The sequence below is a fragment of the Blastococcus saxobsidens genome (assembly GCF_010682065.1).
In the GTDB taxonomy this organism is placed as follows: domain Bacteria; phylum Actinomycetota; class Actinomycetes; order Mycobacteriales; family Geodermatophilaceae; genus Blastococcus; species Blastococcus saxobsidens_B.
On record NZ_JAAGWG010000009.1, the window covers coordinates 1 to 15,200 of the forward strand.

The window sequence follows — 15,200 nt, forward strand, 5'->3', positions numbered from 1 at the left end:
ACATTCCGGCGCTCAGCGCCTGACCGAACCGAAGATCACGCGGAAGCCGTCACACACCACGCCAGCGGACTTGACCGACCGTTCCAGCCGCTATCTGCGGGTTCGACTGCACGACGGCACGTGGGTGGCAGGGAAGTTCGCCGACCGTTCTTACGCGGGAGGGCATCCCCATCCCACCGATCTCCTGCTGGAGGAGTCGTGGGCGGTGGACCAGGAGACCGGAGAGCTCGCCGACGAACAAGGGCCGGCCTACCCTGTGTACATCCCGGCGGGGGAGATGGTGCTGCTCGAGCAGCTTCCCGCCGGGGACGGGACGAGGGAGGGAGCATGACCATGGCGCAGCGCCCGAACCTTCCGCGGCCGGCCAAGGGCTCCGACAAGTTCGGGGGATACAGCGGCTCCAAGCCGGCGGCTCAGATGCCTCCGCCGGCCAAGATCCCGTCGTCCTTCCCACGCCCGGCTTCCGCCGCCTCGACCAAGGGCGCTGCGCGGCCGAAGTAGCGCCCTGCTGGGCGTCGCCCGGACCTGAGGGTCAGTCGGCGTCGGACCTGTGCACCTTGGCGGCCACCCAGCCGGCCAGGCAGTGCAGCGCGGCGTGGCCCTCGGGGGAGGCGTAGCCCTTCTCGAAGGTGATGGCCTTCAGCAGCTCGGTGCTCTCCACCTCACCGCCCCGGTAGAGGCGGTCCATGAGCTGGCCGGAGTCGGTGGCGCTGGTGAAGAGCCCGGCGATGCCCAGGGCCACCGCGTCGTTGACCGCCAGGCCCACGGGGGGATGGGTCATCGACCCGCGGCGGTCCAGCACCTGCTGGATGCTGGCGATCATCTGGCTCTCGGTGGCGGGCACGGTGGCCCGGCAGGTGATGCGCACTGTTCCCTCCTGCGTTCGACGTCGTCGTCCCCCAGGTTTTCGGCTGATCCCGTCCGGAACTGAAGCTCAGGAGTCAGGCGGTCAGCAGGCCGTTGCCCTGCTCGGTGAGCCGGCCGGAGTCGAGCGCCGCCGCCAGCGCCTTCTCCAGCACCGGGGTGACCGACGCCGCCCGGCGCTTGTGGCCGAACACCACGGCGGTCGCCGTCAGCAGCTCGTCGCGCCGCATGCCGGCCGCCGCCCGGCACAGCGCCGCCATCGCGTTGCCGATCTCCTCGGGGGCCACGTGCTCGATCGGCCGGTCGGTGCTCGACACCTGCCGGCGGAAAGCGGTCCAGGTCTCCCGGTCGGTGCCCTCGGGCCACAGGTAGTCCCCGTCGACGGCCGAGGGGGGCAGCAGCGACAGCAGCGTCTGCTTGCGCGACTCGGTGGCCCGGTTGAGCCCGAACGCGCCGACGGTCAGCTTGGCCAGCCGGTCGACGTGGATCGGGCCCTCGGCCTTGATCCCGGCCAGCAGCACGCGGCGCACCGCGCGGGCCGGCCTGGACGCCGGCAGCTCGTCGAGCACCGACTTCTCCCCGGCCGCCTTCGGGATCCACGGCACGAACGCGGTCTCGCCCTCCAGTGCCACCGGCCCGGCCGGCTTCTTCGCGGCAGTCGCCTTCGGTGCCGGCCGGGACGGCGCGGCGGGCACGGCCATCGACGTCACCGACGAGCGCAGCGCGGCCACACCCTTGAACGACTCCAGGGCCGCGGTGGGCAGCTGCACCGGCTCAGGGACCCGGACCGAGGGCACCGGGGCGGCGTCGACCGCCGCCACCAGCCGGTCCAGCACCAGGTCCGCCGACGACAGCCACGTGGGCAGCCACACCCGCTCGACCACCGGCCAGCGCAGCATCTCGCCGAGCACCTCCACCGGCACGGCGTCGCGGTCGCCCACCGTGCCCCGGCGCGCCCACGCCGGGCCGTCGAGCAGCACGGCCATCAGCGGGGTGTCGGGGTCGACGGGCCGGGAGATCGACAGGTCGACCCGGAACTCCGACAGCCCGACGTCGGTGCGCACGACCAGCCCACGCTCGCGCAGCGCCGCGGCGATCTGCTCGCGGTGCCGGTCGACGACGGCGGCCGACCGGGCCGCCCGCGGCAGCACGTCCGTGCCCCGCTCGGCCATGTCCAGGTAGGCGCGCAGGTGCTTGATGCCGACCGACGACGTCTCCTCGGCCCGCAGCTGCTGCGGGTCGAAGGAGGAGAAGACGACGACCTGCCGCCGTGCCCGCGTGATCGCCACGTTGAGCCGCCGCTCGCCGCCGATCCGGTTCAGCGGCCCGAAGTTCAGCGGCAGCGTGCCGTCGGCGGTGGGGGAGAAGCCGGTGGAGAAGAAGATGACGTCGCGCTCGTCGCCCTGGACGTTCTCCAGGTTCTTGACGAACAGGCCCTCGCCGTCGGTGCGGTCCAGGGCGGCGGCCAGCCGGTCGTCGTCGGCGTCGCGCAGCAGCGCCTCGATGTAGGACCGCTGCTGGGCGTTGAAGGTGACCACGCCGATCGAGGGCACGACGTCCATGCCGTCCCACTTCGAGACGCTGTCGAACCGCCGGCGGATCTCCGCGACGATCGCCTTGGCCTCGATCGGGTTGGTGCGCAGCAGCCGGCCGGCGCCCGAGCGGTGGAAGGTGCCGGGCACCCGCACCAGCGACACCCCGCGACCATCGGGCTCCGAGGACGCCCGCCCGTGGGTGGGCGCCGGGAACGACGACAGCCGGTTCTCGTAGTACTGGGCGTTGGAGAACGCGATGAGCGACTCGTCCTGGCTGCGGTAGTGCCACGACAGCCAGTGCCGCGGCACCCGCGCCTGCACGCACTCGCTGAGGATCGACTCCTCGTCCTCCACCGCCGTCTCGACCTCGACCGAGTCGTCGGTGGTGGTCGCCGTCGGCTCGAGGAACGACGTCGGCGGCATCTGCTTGGAGTCACCGACGACGACGGCCGCCTTGGCCCGGCCCAGCGCGCCGACGGCGTCGGCCACCCGGATCTGCGAGGCCTCGTCGAAGACGACCAGGTCGAACTGGTGCCCCGCCGCCGGGAAGAACCGTGCCACCGAGTCCGGCGACACCAGCACGCACGGCATGACCGTGGTGATCAGCTCGCCGTACCGGGCCAGCAGCTGGCGCACCCCGAGCCCCCGGCGCTGCTTGGCCAGCTCGCGCTGCAGGGCGCCGACCTGGCCGGTGCCCATCGTGGCGTCGAAGGGCCGCGCGCCCAGCACCGAGGCCGGCAGCGCCGCCGTCAGGTGCTCGCGCACCGCCCGTGAGGCGGCGGTGAACCGGTCGATCGCCGACTCGTGCGCGTCGGCGTCGAACGTGTCCAGCCCGGTGGCGTCCAGCCGCTCGGTCACCGAGGCCATGGCCAGGCCGCGGTCGAGCGCGCGGACGGCGTCGTCGGCGGCGATCCGGCCGGTGACCAGCAGCCGCCGGGCGTCGAACAGACCGGCGTAGCGCAGCGGCTCGAGCGTGTCGAGGAAGGAGACCCAGCGGCGCAGCGACATCAGCACCGCGCCGGTCCCGCCCGACGCCGGCGGGGTCAGCGTCCCCCGCTCCGGCCGGGTCATCGACCAGCGCAGCACGAAGCCGTCCTCGCCGGCCCAGTCGGCCAGCTGGTCCGACGTGCTGCCGCACAGCGCCAGCAGCGCCGTCAGCGAGTCACGCAGCCGGGCCACCGCCGCCGCCGTAGGACCGCCCACCGGCATCCCGGCGACGATGAGCTTGCGCAACGCGACGTGGAAGGCCGAGCGGCCGTCGACGGCGATGCCCGCGCGGCGCAGCCAGGCGGTCCGGCGCTCGAGCAGCTGGGGATCGGTGAAGGGGTTCCAGTCGTCCGGGGCGGAGAGCCCCGGCACGGAGTTGGCCCGCGCCACGATGGCCTGCACCGCGGTCTGCACCCGCCACAGGTTCTCCACCAGGGCCGGCACGTCCGTGGGCCGCACCTTGGCGCCCGGCTTCAGGCACGTGGCGAGCTCGTCGCGGACGGCGGTCAGCCGGCGCCGGCGTCCCCACCAGCTGGACGCGGCCGCGGTCTGGGCGCGGACGTAGATGTCGGCCAGCGGCAGCGCCAGCGCCTCGGGGGAGGCGACGTCCAGGCCCGGGTGGCGGAAGGCGGTGAACCCGGCGGCCTCGCCGATGACAGCCCCGGTCGCCGTCGTCCACCGGCTGCTGAAGGTCTCGTCCAGCACGTCGATGCCGACCCGCGGGCCGGAGAGCAGGTGCACCAGGGAGTCGAGGTCCTCGGGCGTGCGGGCGTGCCGCATCACCCCGCCGAGCTCGGCGACGGCCGCGACCTCGCGCACCGCCGCGTCCACCTCCGCGGCGGCCTCGCGGGCGGCGACCAGGTCGATCCCGGGGGAGTCGACGAAGGCCCAGGGGTGCCGCAGGGACGGGCGGGTCAGGTCGGCGATGTCCGGAAGCAGCGCGAGCGCCCGGCGCACCGCGGTGAGCACGTCGGCGGGCGCGTTGGCCACGAAGGGCAGCGGGACCGGCAGCGGCTCGATGTCGGTGCCGGCGGTCAGCTCGGCGGTGCGGGCGGTGTAGAGCGAGAGCCCGACGGCGTTCTCGCTGTGCAGCCGGTCGGCGTAGCGGGCCAGCTGGCGGCGGGCGGAGCGCAGCGTCTCGGAGTCCGCGGCGAGGCCCTGGTCGTCGACGGCGACGGCGTGCTCCAGGGCCAGCCGGATCTGGGCGCGCACCATCGAGGCGCGGCTGCCCTTGTCGTGCAGGTCGAGGGCGAACATGCCCATGCCGACGGCGTCCAGCCGCCGGGCCACGACGTCGAGGGCAGCGCGCTTCTCGGCGACGAACAGCACCCGCTTGCCGTCGGCCACGGCGCGGGTGAGCAGGTTGGTGATGGTCTGCGACTTGCCGGTTCCGGGCGGGCCCTCGAGCACGAAGGTGCGCCCGGCGGCGGCCTCGGCGATCGCGCGCAGCTGCGAGGCGTCGGCCGGCACGGGCAGCTCGGCGGCCAGCGAGTCGAGGTCGACGTAGGCGCCGGAGTCGCGCGCCGGGTCGGGAAACGGCTCGGTCGGCTCGTGCACCAGATGGGCCACCAGCGGGTTCTGGGCGAAGTCCGACCAGTGCTCGTCGAGGTCCTTCCAGAGCCGGTACTTGGCGAACTGCAGGATCGCCAGGTCCGCCGTCGCCTCCACCCGGTAGGGCAGGCCGTGGCCGACCAGGCCCACGCGCATCGCCTCCAGCGCGGCCTCGACGTCCAGCGTCGTCTCGGCGGACTCCGCCAGCGTCGGGACGACCAGCCCGTGCACCTGGCGCAGCTTCTCCAGCAGGCAGTAGTTCGGCGTGCTGGAGCCGGCCTCGTCCAGCGCGAGGCGGTAGGAGCCGGTGCGCCCGACGGGGGTGAGGACGACGGGCACCAGCACGAGCGGGGAGCGCAGCGGACGGCCGTCGAGCTCCCACACCAGCGAACCCATCGCCAGGTACAGGTTGTTGGCGCCGGTTTCCTCCTGCACCGTCTTGGCGCGGTAGGCGAGGTTCCGCAGCCGCGGCAGGTAGCCGCCGGAGGTGACGTCCGCGTGCACCTCGCGCCGCTCCACCAGCAGCTCGGTCAGCTGCTCGGCGGGCAGCTCCCCAGCGGCGGTGAGCCCGCGCTCCTCCTGGACCGCGGCCAGCTGGTCCCCGGGCAGCAGGGTGACCGGCGTCCCGTCCTGGACGAGGTTGTCCAGAACCGGCAGCGCGGCAGGCGGCAGGGTCAGCGGCAGGCCGGACCGCTCGCTGTAGTTGATCAGCCGGTTGCGCAGGCTGAGGTCCAGCAGCGAGTTCTTCCACTGCTGCACCCGGGCCGGTGCCTCGGGGCGGGTGCCGGACTGGTGCGGAGACGTCCCGGCAGGGAACGCCGGGGCGCTGTGCTCGGCCGGGCGGTACTCGACGACCTGGAGCAGGCCCTCCGGCGTCCGGGCGCGGGCGGGCAGCGGCAGGATGCCGTCGCGCCGGGCGCGGTGGACGTCGGTGACACCGAGGACGCGGTCGAGCTCGCCGGCCAGCCAGCCGTCGTAGGCCGGGGTGTGCAGGTCGGTGCCGGGGTCGTCCGTGCTCGTGAGCAGGGTGGTCTCGACCAGGCCGATGAGACGGAGGTCGACCAGGTTCACCAGCGAGGAGACGTCGGTCGTGGCGGCGCTCTCCCAGCTGCGCTCCTCGCGCCAGTAACCCAGGAACGCGTGGCCGTCCGCGAGCCACAGCAGCGGCCGGATGCCGGCCTGCTCGCAGGCGGCGGCGAGCAGGACGACGGTGTCCAGCGGCGTGCCGACGCGCCAGGTCAGCACGTCGCCGGGGGAGCGGACCTGCTGGCCGAGGTCCGACCAGCTGGCCGGCGGCTCGGAGTGGCGGATGCCGCGGCCCCGCACCGCGGCGGCCAGCGCCTGCACGACCTCGTCGACCCGCTCGGCGGTGGCCGCGTAGCCGACCATCGCGCCGCTGCCGGTCCGCTGCTCCAGCAGCTCGGCTGCCTCGGCGACCAGCCCGCTGACGGCCGGGTGGTTGGGCATGACGTGCGCGGCCAGCATCTCCAGCGCGAGCGGCAGGGGAGTGGCCAGCCACTGGTTGGCCGCCAGCACCTGGACCGGCGCCTCGGCCTCGCCCAGCAGCAGGCCGTCCAGCTCCACCTCGACGTCGACGACGCCGGGGCGCTGCTCCTCGACGTGCAGCATCGCGGCCGGGTCCATGACCAGGCCGATCGAGCTGAGCACCGTCGTCCGTCCGGCGTCGACGTCGGCCAGCAGCTCGACCGTCCGGGCGATCGGGCCCTCCGCGTCGCGCACCGACAGCCGGACGGTGAGCCCGCGCAGCGTCTGCTCGCTGGTCAGCGCCAGGCGGGAGACGACCGGGATGCGGTTGTGCGCCAGGGCGTAGCTGAGCACCGGGGTGGAGGTGAGCTCGATGGAGACGCCCGCCGACGGCGCGACGACATCCCCGAGCTGGATGTCGGCAGTGCTCTCCATGTCACCTGTCTACCGGGTCGGACGGACTGGTCCTCCCATGATCCCCGACGGGAGGGGCGGATGTGACGGGTGCGCATGATCGTTGCCCGGGATCACAGGCCTCCGGGCCGTCCGCGGTTCCGACCCCGGGCGGTCCTGCCGATAGGGGTCTCCCGACCCGGGCTTGCCGACGGCCGGCGTTGGCCGCAGGTTGCACCCATGACCGACGCGCACCGCCACGACTCCGGACTGGCCGTCGAGGACCGCGGGCACGTCCGCCTGCTCACCCTCGACCGGCCGGACGCCCGCAACGCGCTCTCCACCGAGCTGCAGGCCGACCTGGTGGAGGAACTGCTCCGGGTCGCCGAGGACGGCGTCCGCGCGGTGGTGCTCACCGGCAACGGGCCGGCGTTCTGCGCCGGCTTCGACCTCAAGGAGATCCGGGCGGCAGACCAGCGGGGGGAGCGCTTCCGCCCGCCGATGAACCGGCCCGCCCGTGCCGTGTTCGAGGTCGTCACCGAGACGCCGGTCCCGGTGATCGCGGCGCTCAACGGCCCCGCGGTGGCCGGTGGCTTCGAACTGGCGCTGGCCTGCGACCTGCGGGTGGCCTCGCCGTCGGTCCGGTTCGCGCTGCCCGAGGCTCAGATCGGCATGGGCGCCAACTTCGGTTCCGTCGTGCTGCCCAAGCGGATCCCGGTCGGCATCGCGATGGAGCTGCTGTTCACCGGGGATCCGATGAGCGCGGAGGAGGCCCAGCGCTGGGGGCTGGTGAACCGGCTGGTCGAGCCCGCGGCCGTGCTGCCCACCGCGCTGGAGCTGGCCGACCGGATCACCGCCAGTGCACCCGTCTCGGTGCGGCGGATGAAGGAGACGGCGGTCAAGGCGCTGGAGCTCCCGCTCTGGCAGGGGCTGCGACTCGACGTCGGCCCCAACCCCTACCTGAGCGAGGACCGCAAGGAGGGCATCGCCGCCCGCCTGGAGAAGCGCCCCCCGCGCTGGACCGGCCGATGACCGGCGACTGTTCCCGACCGGCGGCCGATCGCGACCGCGTGCGCAGCGGAACCGAACCGTTCCCATGACAGTCGGATAACGCCTCGTCACACCAGGCAGAAGTACGTGACGTGCAGGGGTCGTGACTGCCAGTGTCCGGATCGAGCGCCCCGACCGGGGCGTCGAGGAGGTCCCCATGAACTGTGCGCACTGTGGAGCCCTGGAGCAGCGTGGCCGGTACTGCATCGGCTGCGGCAAGCTCGTGCCGCCCGCACCCCGCTCGCCACGGCGCGTGCGGCTCGCGCCGCGCCCCGCGTACGAGATCACCGACGAGATGACCCAGCCGGTGCTGCGCTTCGACGTCCGCCCGCGCCGCCCGGCGGTTCCGGAACGCGTGACCGCCGACGCCAGCTGACCGTCCCGTCCATCGAGGGCGCCACTCCTTCCCGGAGTGGCGCCCTCGTGCGTTCACCCGTCCGGGTGACCAGGCTCACTGCTAGCAATGTGCTTGCTCTAGTTAGCGGTCGGGGGTTCCGGGGCACACCAGTACCCGTCAGGTCATCCTCGATCTCTCTGGAGCTGATCCCCTCATGACTGACAACACCAAGATCATCAACCAGCTGCGCGCCCTCGTCCTGCTCACGCAGACCGAGGAGCAGGTCGCACGTACCCGTGTCTCCCAGGCCCGCACCGACGCCGTGCGCCGGGAGCTCACCAAGAACGCCGACAACGCCGCGGCCCGCAGCCTCGAGATCACCGACGCGCTGCGCTCCCTGGGTGGTGTCCCCGACGTCGTCACCCCGGCGATCGGCCGCCTGTCGGCCGTGCTGAAGGCCACCTTCGAGCAGGCCACGCCCATCGAGGAGGCCCTGCTCACCGACCTGCAGCTCGAGCACCAGCTGCTGGACCGCGCCACCTACGTCAAGGTGCTGGCCCAGTCCGCCGAGCAGCCGAAGGTGGAGCGGCTCGCCGAGAAGCTCGTCACCGCGCACAAGGCGACCGTCGAGTGGCTGACCGTCGTGCTGGCCGAGGAGGCCCTCGGTGGCCCGGCCGCCCTGGTGGCGACCCCGCTGCAGAAGGTCGCCGGCGGCGTGGCCAAGGCCGTCAACGCCCCGGTGCGCTTCGTGGCCAACACGGTGAACCAGGCCGTGGACACCGTGCAGCAGGCCGGTGAGGAGACCAGCGACAACGTCCGCGGGGTCGTGGGCCGGGCCGCCGCGCTCGCCGACGCCGCCCGAGAGACCCTCGTGGTCGGCCGCGCCGCCTCGCTGCGCCGCGCCGAGCGCATCGCCCGGCGCGAGGGCAACAAGGAGGCCGCCGACGTGGCCCGGTCCGCCCGCGAGGAGCTCGGCGACGTGACCGCCGACGAGCTGCCCGTCAAGGGCTTCGACTCGCTGAACACCACGGACGCCGCCAAGGCGGTCAAGGGGCTCACCGAGCCCCACGACATCCGGGTGATCATCCGCTACGAGGAGACCCACAAGAACCGGTCGAGCGTAATCAGCGCCGCCCAGGTCGCCCTCGCCGCGGTCGCCAAGGAGGCCGTCGGCGTCGACGCCTGATCCGGTCGATGCCTGATCCGGTCGACGCCTGATCCGGCAGCGCCTGCAGGGCCCGCACTCCCGCTCGGGAGTGCGGGCCCTCGCCGTCGGTGGGGTCAGGTGCCCCGGGTACGTCCGGTTCCCCCACCGACGGTCAGCGGTTCGGACCGGGGAAGCCCGAGACGTCGACGTAGTCGGCGATCGTCTGCAGTTCGGTGCACGCCTCCAGGGCGGTGATGCCGTGGCCGCGCCCGATGCCGCTGCCCTTGAACCCGCCGAAGGGCATGGACACGTCGGAGGCGCCGATGCGGTGGACGTTGATGAAGACGCTGCCGGACTCCAGTCGGCGGGCGATCCGCAGCGCGTGCTCCCGGTCCTCGCTCCAGACGGAGGCGGCGAGACCGAACTCGGTGGAGTTCGCCATGCCGACGACCTCGTCGTCGGAGTCGAACGGGAGGATGGGGACCACCGGGCCGAACTGCTCGCATGTGACGAGCTCGGCGCCGGGCTCCACGTCGGTCACGACCGTGGGGTGGAGGAAGTAGCCGGCGTCCCAGGTGTCCGGGTCCAGTGCCGTCCCGAGGGTGCGCACCGTCGCGCCGGCCGCGCGGGTGCGGTCCAGGAGGCCCTGGACCCGTTCGAACTGCGGCCGGTTGTTGACCGGCCCGATGGTGCTGCGCGAGTCGAGGCCGTCGCCCACCACCAGCTGGTCGACGGCCGCGGTGTACCGCTCGACGAACTGCTCGTAGTGCGATCGGTGGACGTAGATCCGCTTGACGTTGAAGCAGATCTGGCCGCTGGCGGTGAAGACGCTCTGCACCAGCTCGTCGACGAGGCGGTCGGTGACCACGGCGCTCTCCAGCACGATGGCCGGGTCGTTGCCGCCGAGCTCCAGGCTCACGTTCTTGAGGTTCCCGGCCGCGGCGCGCATGACGTGCTGGCCGGTGGCCGTGCTGCCGGTGAAGAACACCTTGCGGATCCCGGCGTGGGCGGCGATGGCCGCGCCGGCCTCGCCGCCGCCGGGCACGACGTTGACGACCCCCTCGGGCAGCTTCGCGGCGAGGATCTCCAGCACGGCGCTCAGGGTCAGCGGCGCCAGCTCCGAGGGCTTGACGACGACGGTGTTGCCGGCCAGGAGGGCGGGGGAGATGCCGAGGAAGGCCAGGTAGACGGGGCTGTTCCACGGCACGATGACGCCGGTCACGCCCATCGGACGGCGGCCGGAGAAGATCGTGCCGCGGGAGTCGGAGCGGAACACCTCGTCCTCGGCCAGTCGCTCGGCCAGTCCGGTGTAGTACCCGAGGATGTGCGCCGCGCCGCCGACGTCGACCCGGGACTCCCAGAGGACCTTGCCCTGCTCGCGGGTCAGCAGCTCGGCGAGCGGGCCGGCGGCCGCGGTGATGGCCTCGGCGGCCCGGGCGAGGTGCTCGGCGCGCTCCGAGGCGGTCAGCTGCGACCAGGCGGGGAATGCCGCCGACGCCGCGGCGACCGCGCGGTCGACGTGCTCGCCGGTGCCCATGGCCACCTGGCCGACCACCTCGTGCACGCGCGCGGGGTTGACGACGGGCTGGAAATCGGAGTCCAGCCGCTGCCCGGCGACCAGGACGGCCGCCTCGTGCAGGACGGCGTCCTCCCGGTCGGCGACGGCGGTGCGGCTCGGCGTCTGCGCCATGTCGGTGCTCTCTCTCGTCTCGTCAATCGGGCGGGAAGTCGTCCACGAGCGGGGGTCACCGTCGCTCGGCTCGCCGCCGTCCTCGGGGAGCTGCGTGCGAGTTCCGGCGCCGAGGAGACGTGCGCCACAGTAGGGGCGGGGACATGCGCTGTCCACCAGTGCGAAGACCGCAGGCGCCGGTTTCCGCATGCCAGAACGGTGTGTTGGTTCGGCAGGGTCTCGAGCCGGAGCTCGTCCGTGTGCGGTGGAGTGGAGCCGGATCGGCGACTGAGTCCGGTCGTGACCGTCGGAGTACTCGGATTCCGGTGTACGGAATATGTTGGCGGCAGGTTTCCTCCGGGCGCTAGACCCATTAGTGTCCGGGGTCACTACGGCGTCGAGCCAGCTGCCCGTCCCGCGGTTCCTGCCGGAGGCCTTCCGAGCCCGCACGCGGCTTCCACCTGAACTCCGGCCCCCCGTCTCTGCCCGAGGAGCACCACGAATGAGCACCGACCCCGCCACGCCCCGCACCGGCGGCGCCCAGGGATACCTGCGCATCGCCACCGAGGAGGCCTTCGCCACGCCGGATCTCTTCGACGCCTGGGCGCGGACCATGGAGCGGTCCGACGTGGACCCCGGTTTCGCCGGGCTGGCCGGCTTCTACACGACGAGCCAGGCCGAGCGTCCCCGGACCATCAAGCGGCGGCTGCTCGACCTCGGCGAGGAGCGGATCGCCGACATGGACGCCGCCGGCATCGACCGGGCCCTGCTGCTCCTGACCGCCCCGGGTGTGCAGTGGCTCGACCCGGCGGAGGGCGTGGCGCTCGCCGCCTCGACCAACGACCAGCTGGCCGATGCCTGCCGCCGGCACCCCGACCGGTTCAGCGGTCTCGCGGCGGTCGCCCCGCAGGACCCCGCGGCGGCGGCGGAGGAGCTGCGCCGGGGCGTGACCCAGCTGGGGCTGCACGGTGGGGTCATCAACGGGCACACCCAGGGCCGGTACCTGTCCGACCAGGAGTTCTGGCCCATCTTCGAGGCCGCCGAGGACCTGGACGTGCCGATCTACATCCACCCGACCGGCCTTCCGCGGACCATGCTCCAGCCCTTCCAGGAGGCGGGCCTGGACGGCGCCATCTACGGGTTCGGCGTCGACACCGGACTGCACCTGCTGCGGATCATCACCGCCGGCGTCTTCGACCGGTTCCCGCGACTGCGCATCGTGGTCGGGCACGCGGGGGAGGCCCTGCCGTTCTGGCTCTTCCGGCTGGACCACATGCACGCCGCCACGGTCCGCGCCGAGCGGTACGAGTCGATGAAGCCGACGCAGCGCACGATCAGCGAGTACATGCGCGAGAACGTCTACATCACCACCAGCGGCATGGCCTGGGAGCCGGCGATCCGGTTCTGCCAGCAGGTCCTCGGCGCCGACCGGGTCATGTACGCGATGGACTACCCGTACGAGTACGAGGTCTCCGAGGTCCGGACCCACGACGACCTGGACATCGATGCGGAGACGAAGCGGATGCTCTTCCAGACGAACGCCGAGCGCGTCTTCGGTCTGAACGCCACCGCCCAGGTGTGACCCCGGTGGGTGGGAGCCCGGCAGCGGGGGAGTCCGTCCGGTCCCAGGTCGTCGTCGTCGGCGGAGGGCCCGTCGGGACCGGGCTGGCCATCGGGCTCGGGCAGCTCGGCATCCGGTGCGCGCTGATCGAGCGCCGCGCCGAACCCCAGCTCGTGCCGAAGGGGCAGAACCTGACCCAGCGGACCATGGAGCACATGCGGGCCTGGGGGGTCGAGGACCGCGTCCGGGCCGGCCGCACCATCCCGGCCGGGCACTCCCGGGGGCTCACCGCCTACGGGTCGCTGCTCGGGCAGTACTCCTACGAGTGGCTGCGGCGCGGCGCCGTCCGCCGCTTCTACGCGACCGACAACGAGCGCCTCCCGCAGTACGCCACCGAACGGGCGCTGCGCGCCCGCGCTGCCGAGCTGCCGACCGTCTCGGTTCACCACGGCTGGCGGGCGGAGGACGTGAGCCAGTCCGGCGAGGGGGTGGTGGTCCGGGCGCGGGACGCGTCCGGCGCGGTGCTGGAGGTGGCCGGCGAGTACGCGGTGGGTTGCGACGGCAGCCGCTCGACGGTCCGGGAGTCAGCGGGCATCGGTCAGGACCGGACGGACCACGAGCAGTTGATGGTCCTGCTCGTCTTCCGCTCGCGGCAGCTCGACGGCCTGCTGGCGCGCTTCCCCGGCACGTCCTTCTTCAACGTCCTGCACCCCGACCACGCGGGGTACTGGCAGTTCCTGGGTCGCGTGGACGCGAGCGAGACCTGGTTCTTCCACGCGCCCGTGGACGTGGCCGATCCCGGGACCGACTTCCGCCCCCTGGTCTGGAAGGCGGTCGGGGACCGGTTCGACGTCGAGATCGAGCACGTCGGCTTCTGGGACATGCGCTTCGCGCTCGCCGACCGGTACCGCCGGGGCCGGGTCCTCCTCGCCGGGGACGCCGCGCACAGCCATCCGCCGTACGGCGGCTACGGGATCAACACCGGGTTCGAGGACGCCGCCAACCTCGCCTGGAAGCTCGCCGCCACGCTGCGCGGATGGGGCGGCCCCGGCCTGCTGGACTCCTACGACGCGGAACGACGGCCGGTCTTCGCCTCCACCCGGGACGACTTCATCGCCCGCTCCATCCAGGTGGACGGGGACTTCCTCGCCACCCACGATCCCGGCACCGACCGGGCGGCCTTCGAGGCCGAGTGGGGGGCGCGCGCCGAAGCAGCCGCGGCGGAGGTCGCCGCCTACGAGCCGCACTACGAGGGGTCGCCCGTCATCGCGGGATCCGGCGGGGGGCGCTCCGGCGCGTACGGCGACCACGAGACCCGTGCTCGCCCGGGGCACCACCTGGCGTCCCAGCCGGAGGGCACGGACGCCGACCTGTTCGACCGGCTGACCGGCGACGGGTTCGTGCTGCTGCGTGCCGGGGGGAAGGGTGACGAGCTGGTCGCGGCCGCCGAGCGGGCGTCGGTCCCGTTGCGGGTCGTCGACATCGGTGAGGACGTCCGCGCCGCCTACGGTGCGGACCTCGTGCTGGTGCGCCCGGACCAGTACGTCGCCTGGGCGGGGAACGGGTGCGAGGACCCCGGAGCGGTTCTCGCCGTCGCCACCGGGCACGGGTCCGCGCCGGGACGCTGAGCCGCGGCCGGCTCAGGTGGCGGTGCGCAGCGAACGGGTGATCTGGTCCCGGGCCTGGAGCAGCAGGGGGGCGAGCGTCCGTCCCGCCGCCGCGTCGGGGAGGCGGCCGGACGGAACGACGATGGCCAGCGCCACCAGGGGGGTTCCGTGCAGGTCCGGTACCGAGGTGCCGACGGCGCTGATGCCGTACTCGCCCTCCTCGATGTTGATCGCGAAACCGCTGTCGCGGATGCTCTGCAGCTCGTCGAGGAGTTCGTCCAGCGTGGTGATGGACGACTCCGTGAGGCCGGTCAGTTCGCCGTCGGGGTACAGCCGCCGGAGATCGCCGGGTGACATGCCGGCGAGGACCGCCTTGCCCGCCGCCGTGCAGTGCGCAGGCATGACGACGCCGGTGCGGTCGCCGACGCGGACCGGCCGCGGGCTCTCGACGCAGTCGATGAAGCGGACGCTGCGCCCCTCGAGGAGGCACAGGCTCACGGTCTCCTGCGTCGACTCCGCGAGGTCCTCGAGGATGGGCCGGGCGATCCGCCGGATGTCGATCCGGCCGATCGCTGCCAGCCCGATGGCGTTGAGCGCCGGCCCGGGACGGTAGGCGCTGTGCGGCTTGTCCTGGAGGACGAACCCTCGCTGGCGCAGGGCCGTGAGCAGCCGGTGTGCGGTGGAACCGGCGACGCCGAGGGCCTCGGCCGCCTCTGCCACCCGCAGCACCTGGCGCTGGCCGATGAGGTCGAGCAGGCGCAGCGCGTTGTCGACGGATCGCAGACCTCCCCGATCGGCAGGCGAATTCCCCATAGCAGAACGCTATCAGTCGATGCGTCCGTGGCCCGGTCCGCCGCGGCACATTCGAGTTGTCGGCGTCTCGCCATCGCTCTGCGTTGCGGAACCGTTCCGGGGGCCCCGTGGACCCGAGTGCAGACCTGCGAGCACGCCCGGCCGAGACCCTGGCGTGACCATGCTTCCGCAAAGAGGAAAGTCGGAGCTGTTTCTTGTCTC

10 protein-coding genes are annotated in these 15,200 nt (G+C 73.1%); 6 read left to right on the top strand and 4 right to left on the bottom strand.

The features are described from left to right. Positions 1-331, top strand: a 331-nt coding sequence (locus GCU60_RS07280) for a DUF6338 family protein (RefSeq protein ID WP_204261622.1), incomplete at its 5' end; no start/stop codon positions are given. A 201-nt stretch (positions 332-532) separates the two neighbouring features. Here GCU60_RS07280 and GCU60_RS07285 read toward each other — a convergent pair. Together GCU60_RS07285 and GCU60_RS07290 are read right to left on the bottom strand one after the other, a co-directional pair. Beyond that, positions 533-868 (bottom strand): hypothetical protein, encoded by a 336-nt coding sequence (locus tag GCU60_RS07285; protein ID WP_163203723.1) that lies wholly within the window; start codon positions 866-868, stop codon positions 533-535. A 73-nt stretch (positions 869-941) separates the two neighbouring features. Then, positions 942-6,857: a DUF4011 domain-containing protein gene (locus tag GCU60_RS07290; protein ID WP_163203725.1), complete on the bottom strand. Its 5,916-nt coding sequence runs from the start codon at positions 6,855-6,857 to the stop codon at positions 942-944. 198 nt (positions 6,858-7,055) lie between these two features. Between GCU60_RS07290 and GCU60_RS07295 the strand changes: the two genes are divergently transcribed. The 3 genes from GCU60_RS07295 (at position 7,056) to GCU60_RS07305 (ending at position 9,388) form a co-directional block, all read left to right on the top strand. Next, the gene (locus GCU60_RS07295; protein ID WP_163203727.1) at positions 7,056-7,847 is read left to right on the top strand and encodes an enoyl-CoA hydratase/isomerase family protein; all 792 of its coding nucleotides are present in this window, start codon (positions 7,056-7,058) and stop codon (positions 7,845-7,847) included. A 121-nt stretch (positions 7,848-7,968) separates the two neighbouring features. Beyond that, a complete protein-coding gene (locus GCU60_RS07300; protein WP_163203729.1) occupies positions 7,969-8,241 on the top strand; it encodes a hypothetical protein in 273 nt (90 codons plus the stop codon). A 175-nt stretch (positions 8,242-8,416) separates the two neighbouring features. Then, positions 8,417-9,388: a ferritin-like domain-containing protein gene (locus tag GCU60_RS07305; protein ID WP_163203731.1), complete on the top strand. Its 972-nt coding sequence runs from the start codon at positions 8,417-8,419 to the stop codon at positions 9,386-9,388. Positions 9,389-9,521: 133 nt separating this feature from the next. On the opposite strand, the gene GCU60_RS07310 is transcribed toward GCU60_RS07305, so the two are convergent. Then, positions 9,522-11,039 (bottom strand): aldehyde dehydrogenase family protein, encoded by a 1,518-nt coding sequence (locus GCU60_RS07310; RefSeq protein ID WP_163203733.1) that lies wholly within the window; start codon positions 11,037-11,039, stop codon positions 9,522-9,524. Positions 11,040-11,520: 481 nt separating this feature from the next. On the opposite strand from GCU60_RS07310, the gene GCU60_RS07315 reads away from it, so the two are divergent. Continuing rightward, positions 11,521-12,600 (top strand): amidohydrolase family protein, encoded by a 1,080-nt coding sequence (locus tag GCU60_RS07315; protein WP_163203735.1) that lies wholly within the window; start codon positions 11,521-11,523, stop codon positions 12,598-12,600. Between the two features lie 5 nt (positions 12,601-12,605). Beyond that, complete coding sequence (locus tag GCU60_RS07320) at positions 12,606-14,207, top strand: FAD-dependent monooxygenase (RefSeq protein WP_163203737.1); 1,602 nt, start codon at positions 12,606-12,608, stop codon at positions 14,205-14,207. A gap of 12 nt (positions 14,208-14,219) precedes the next feature. Here the strand turns inward: GCU60_RS07320 and GCU60_RS07325 are convergent, their stop codons facing one another. Then, complete coding sequence (locus GCU60_RS07325; RefSeq protein WP_163203739.1) at positions 14,220-14,999, bottom strand: IclR family transcriptional regulator; 780 nt, start codon at positions 14,997-14,999, stop codon at positions 14,220-14,222. Positions 15,000-15,200: the final 201 nt, after the last annotated feature.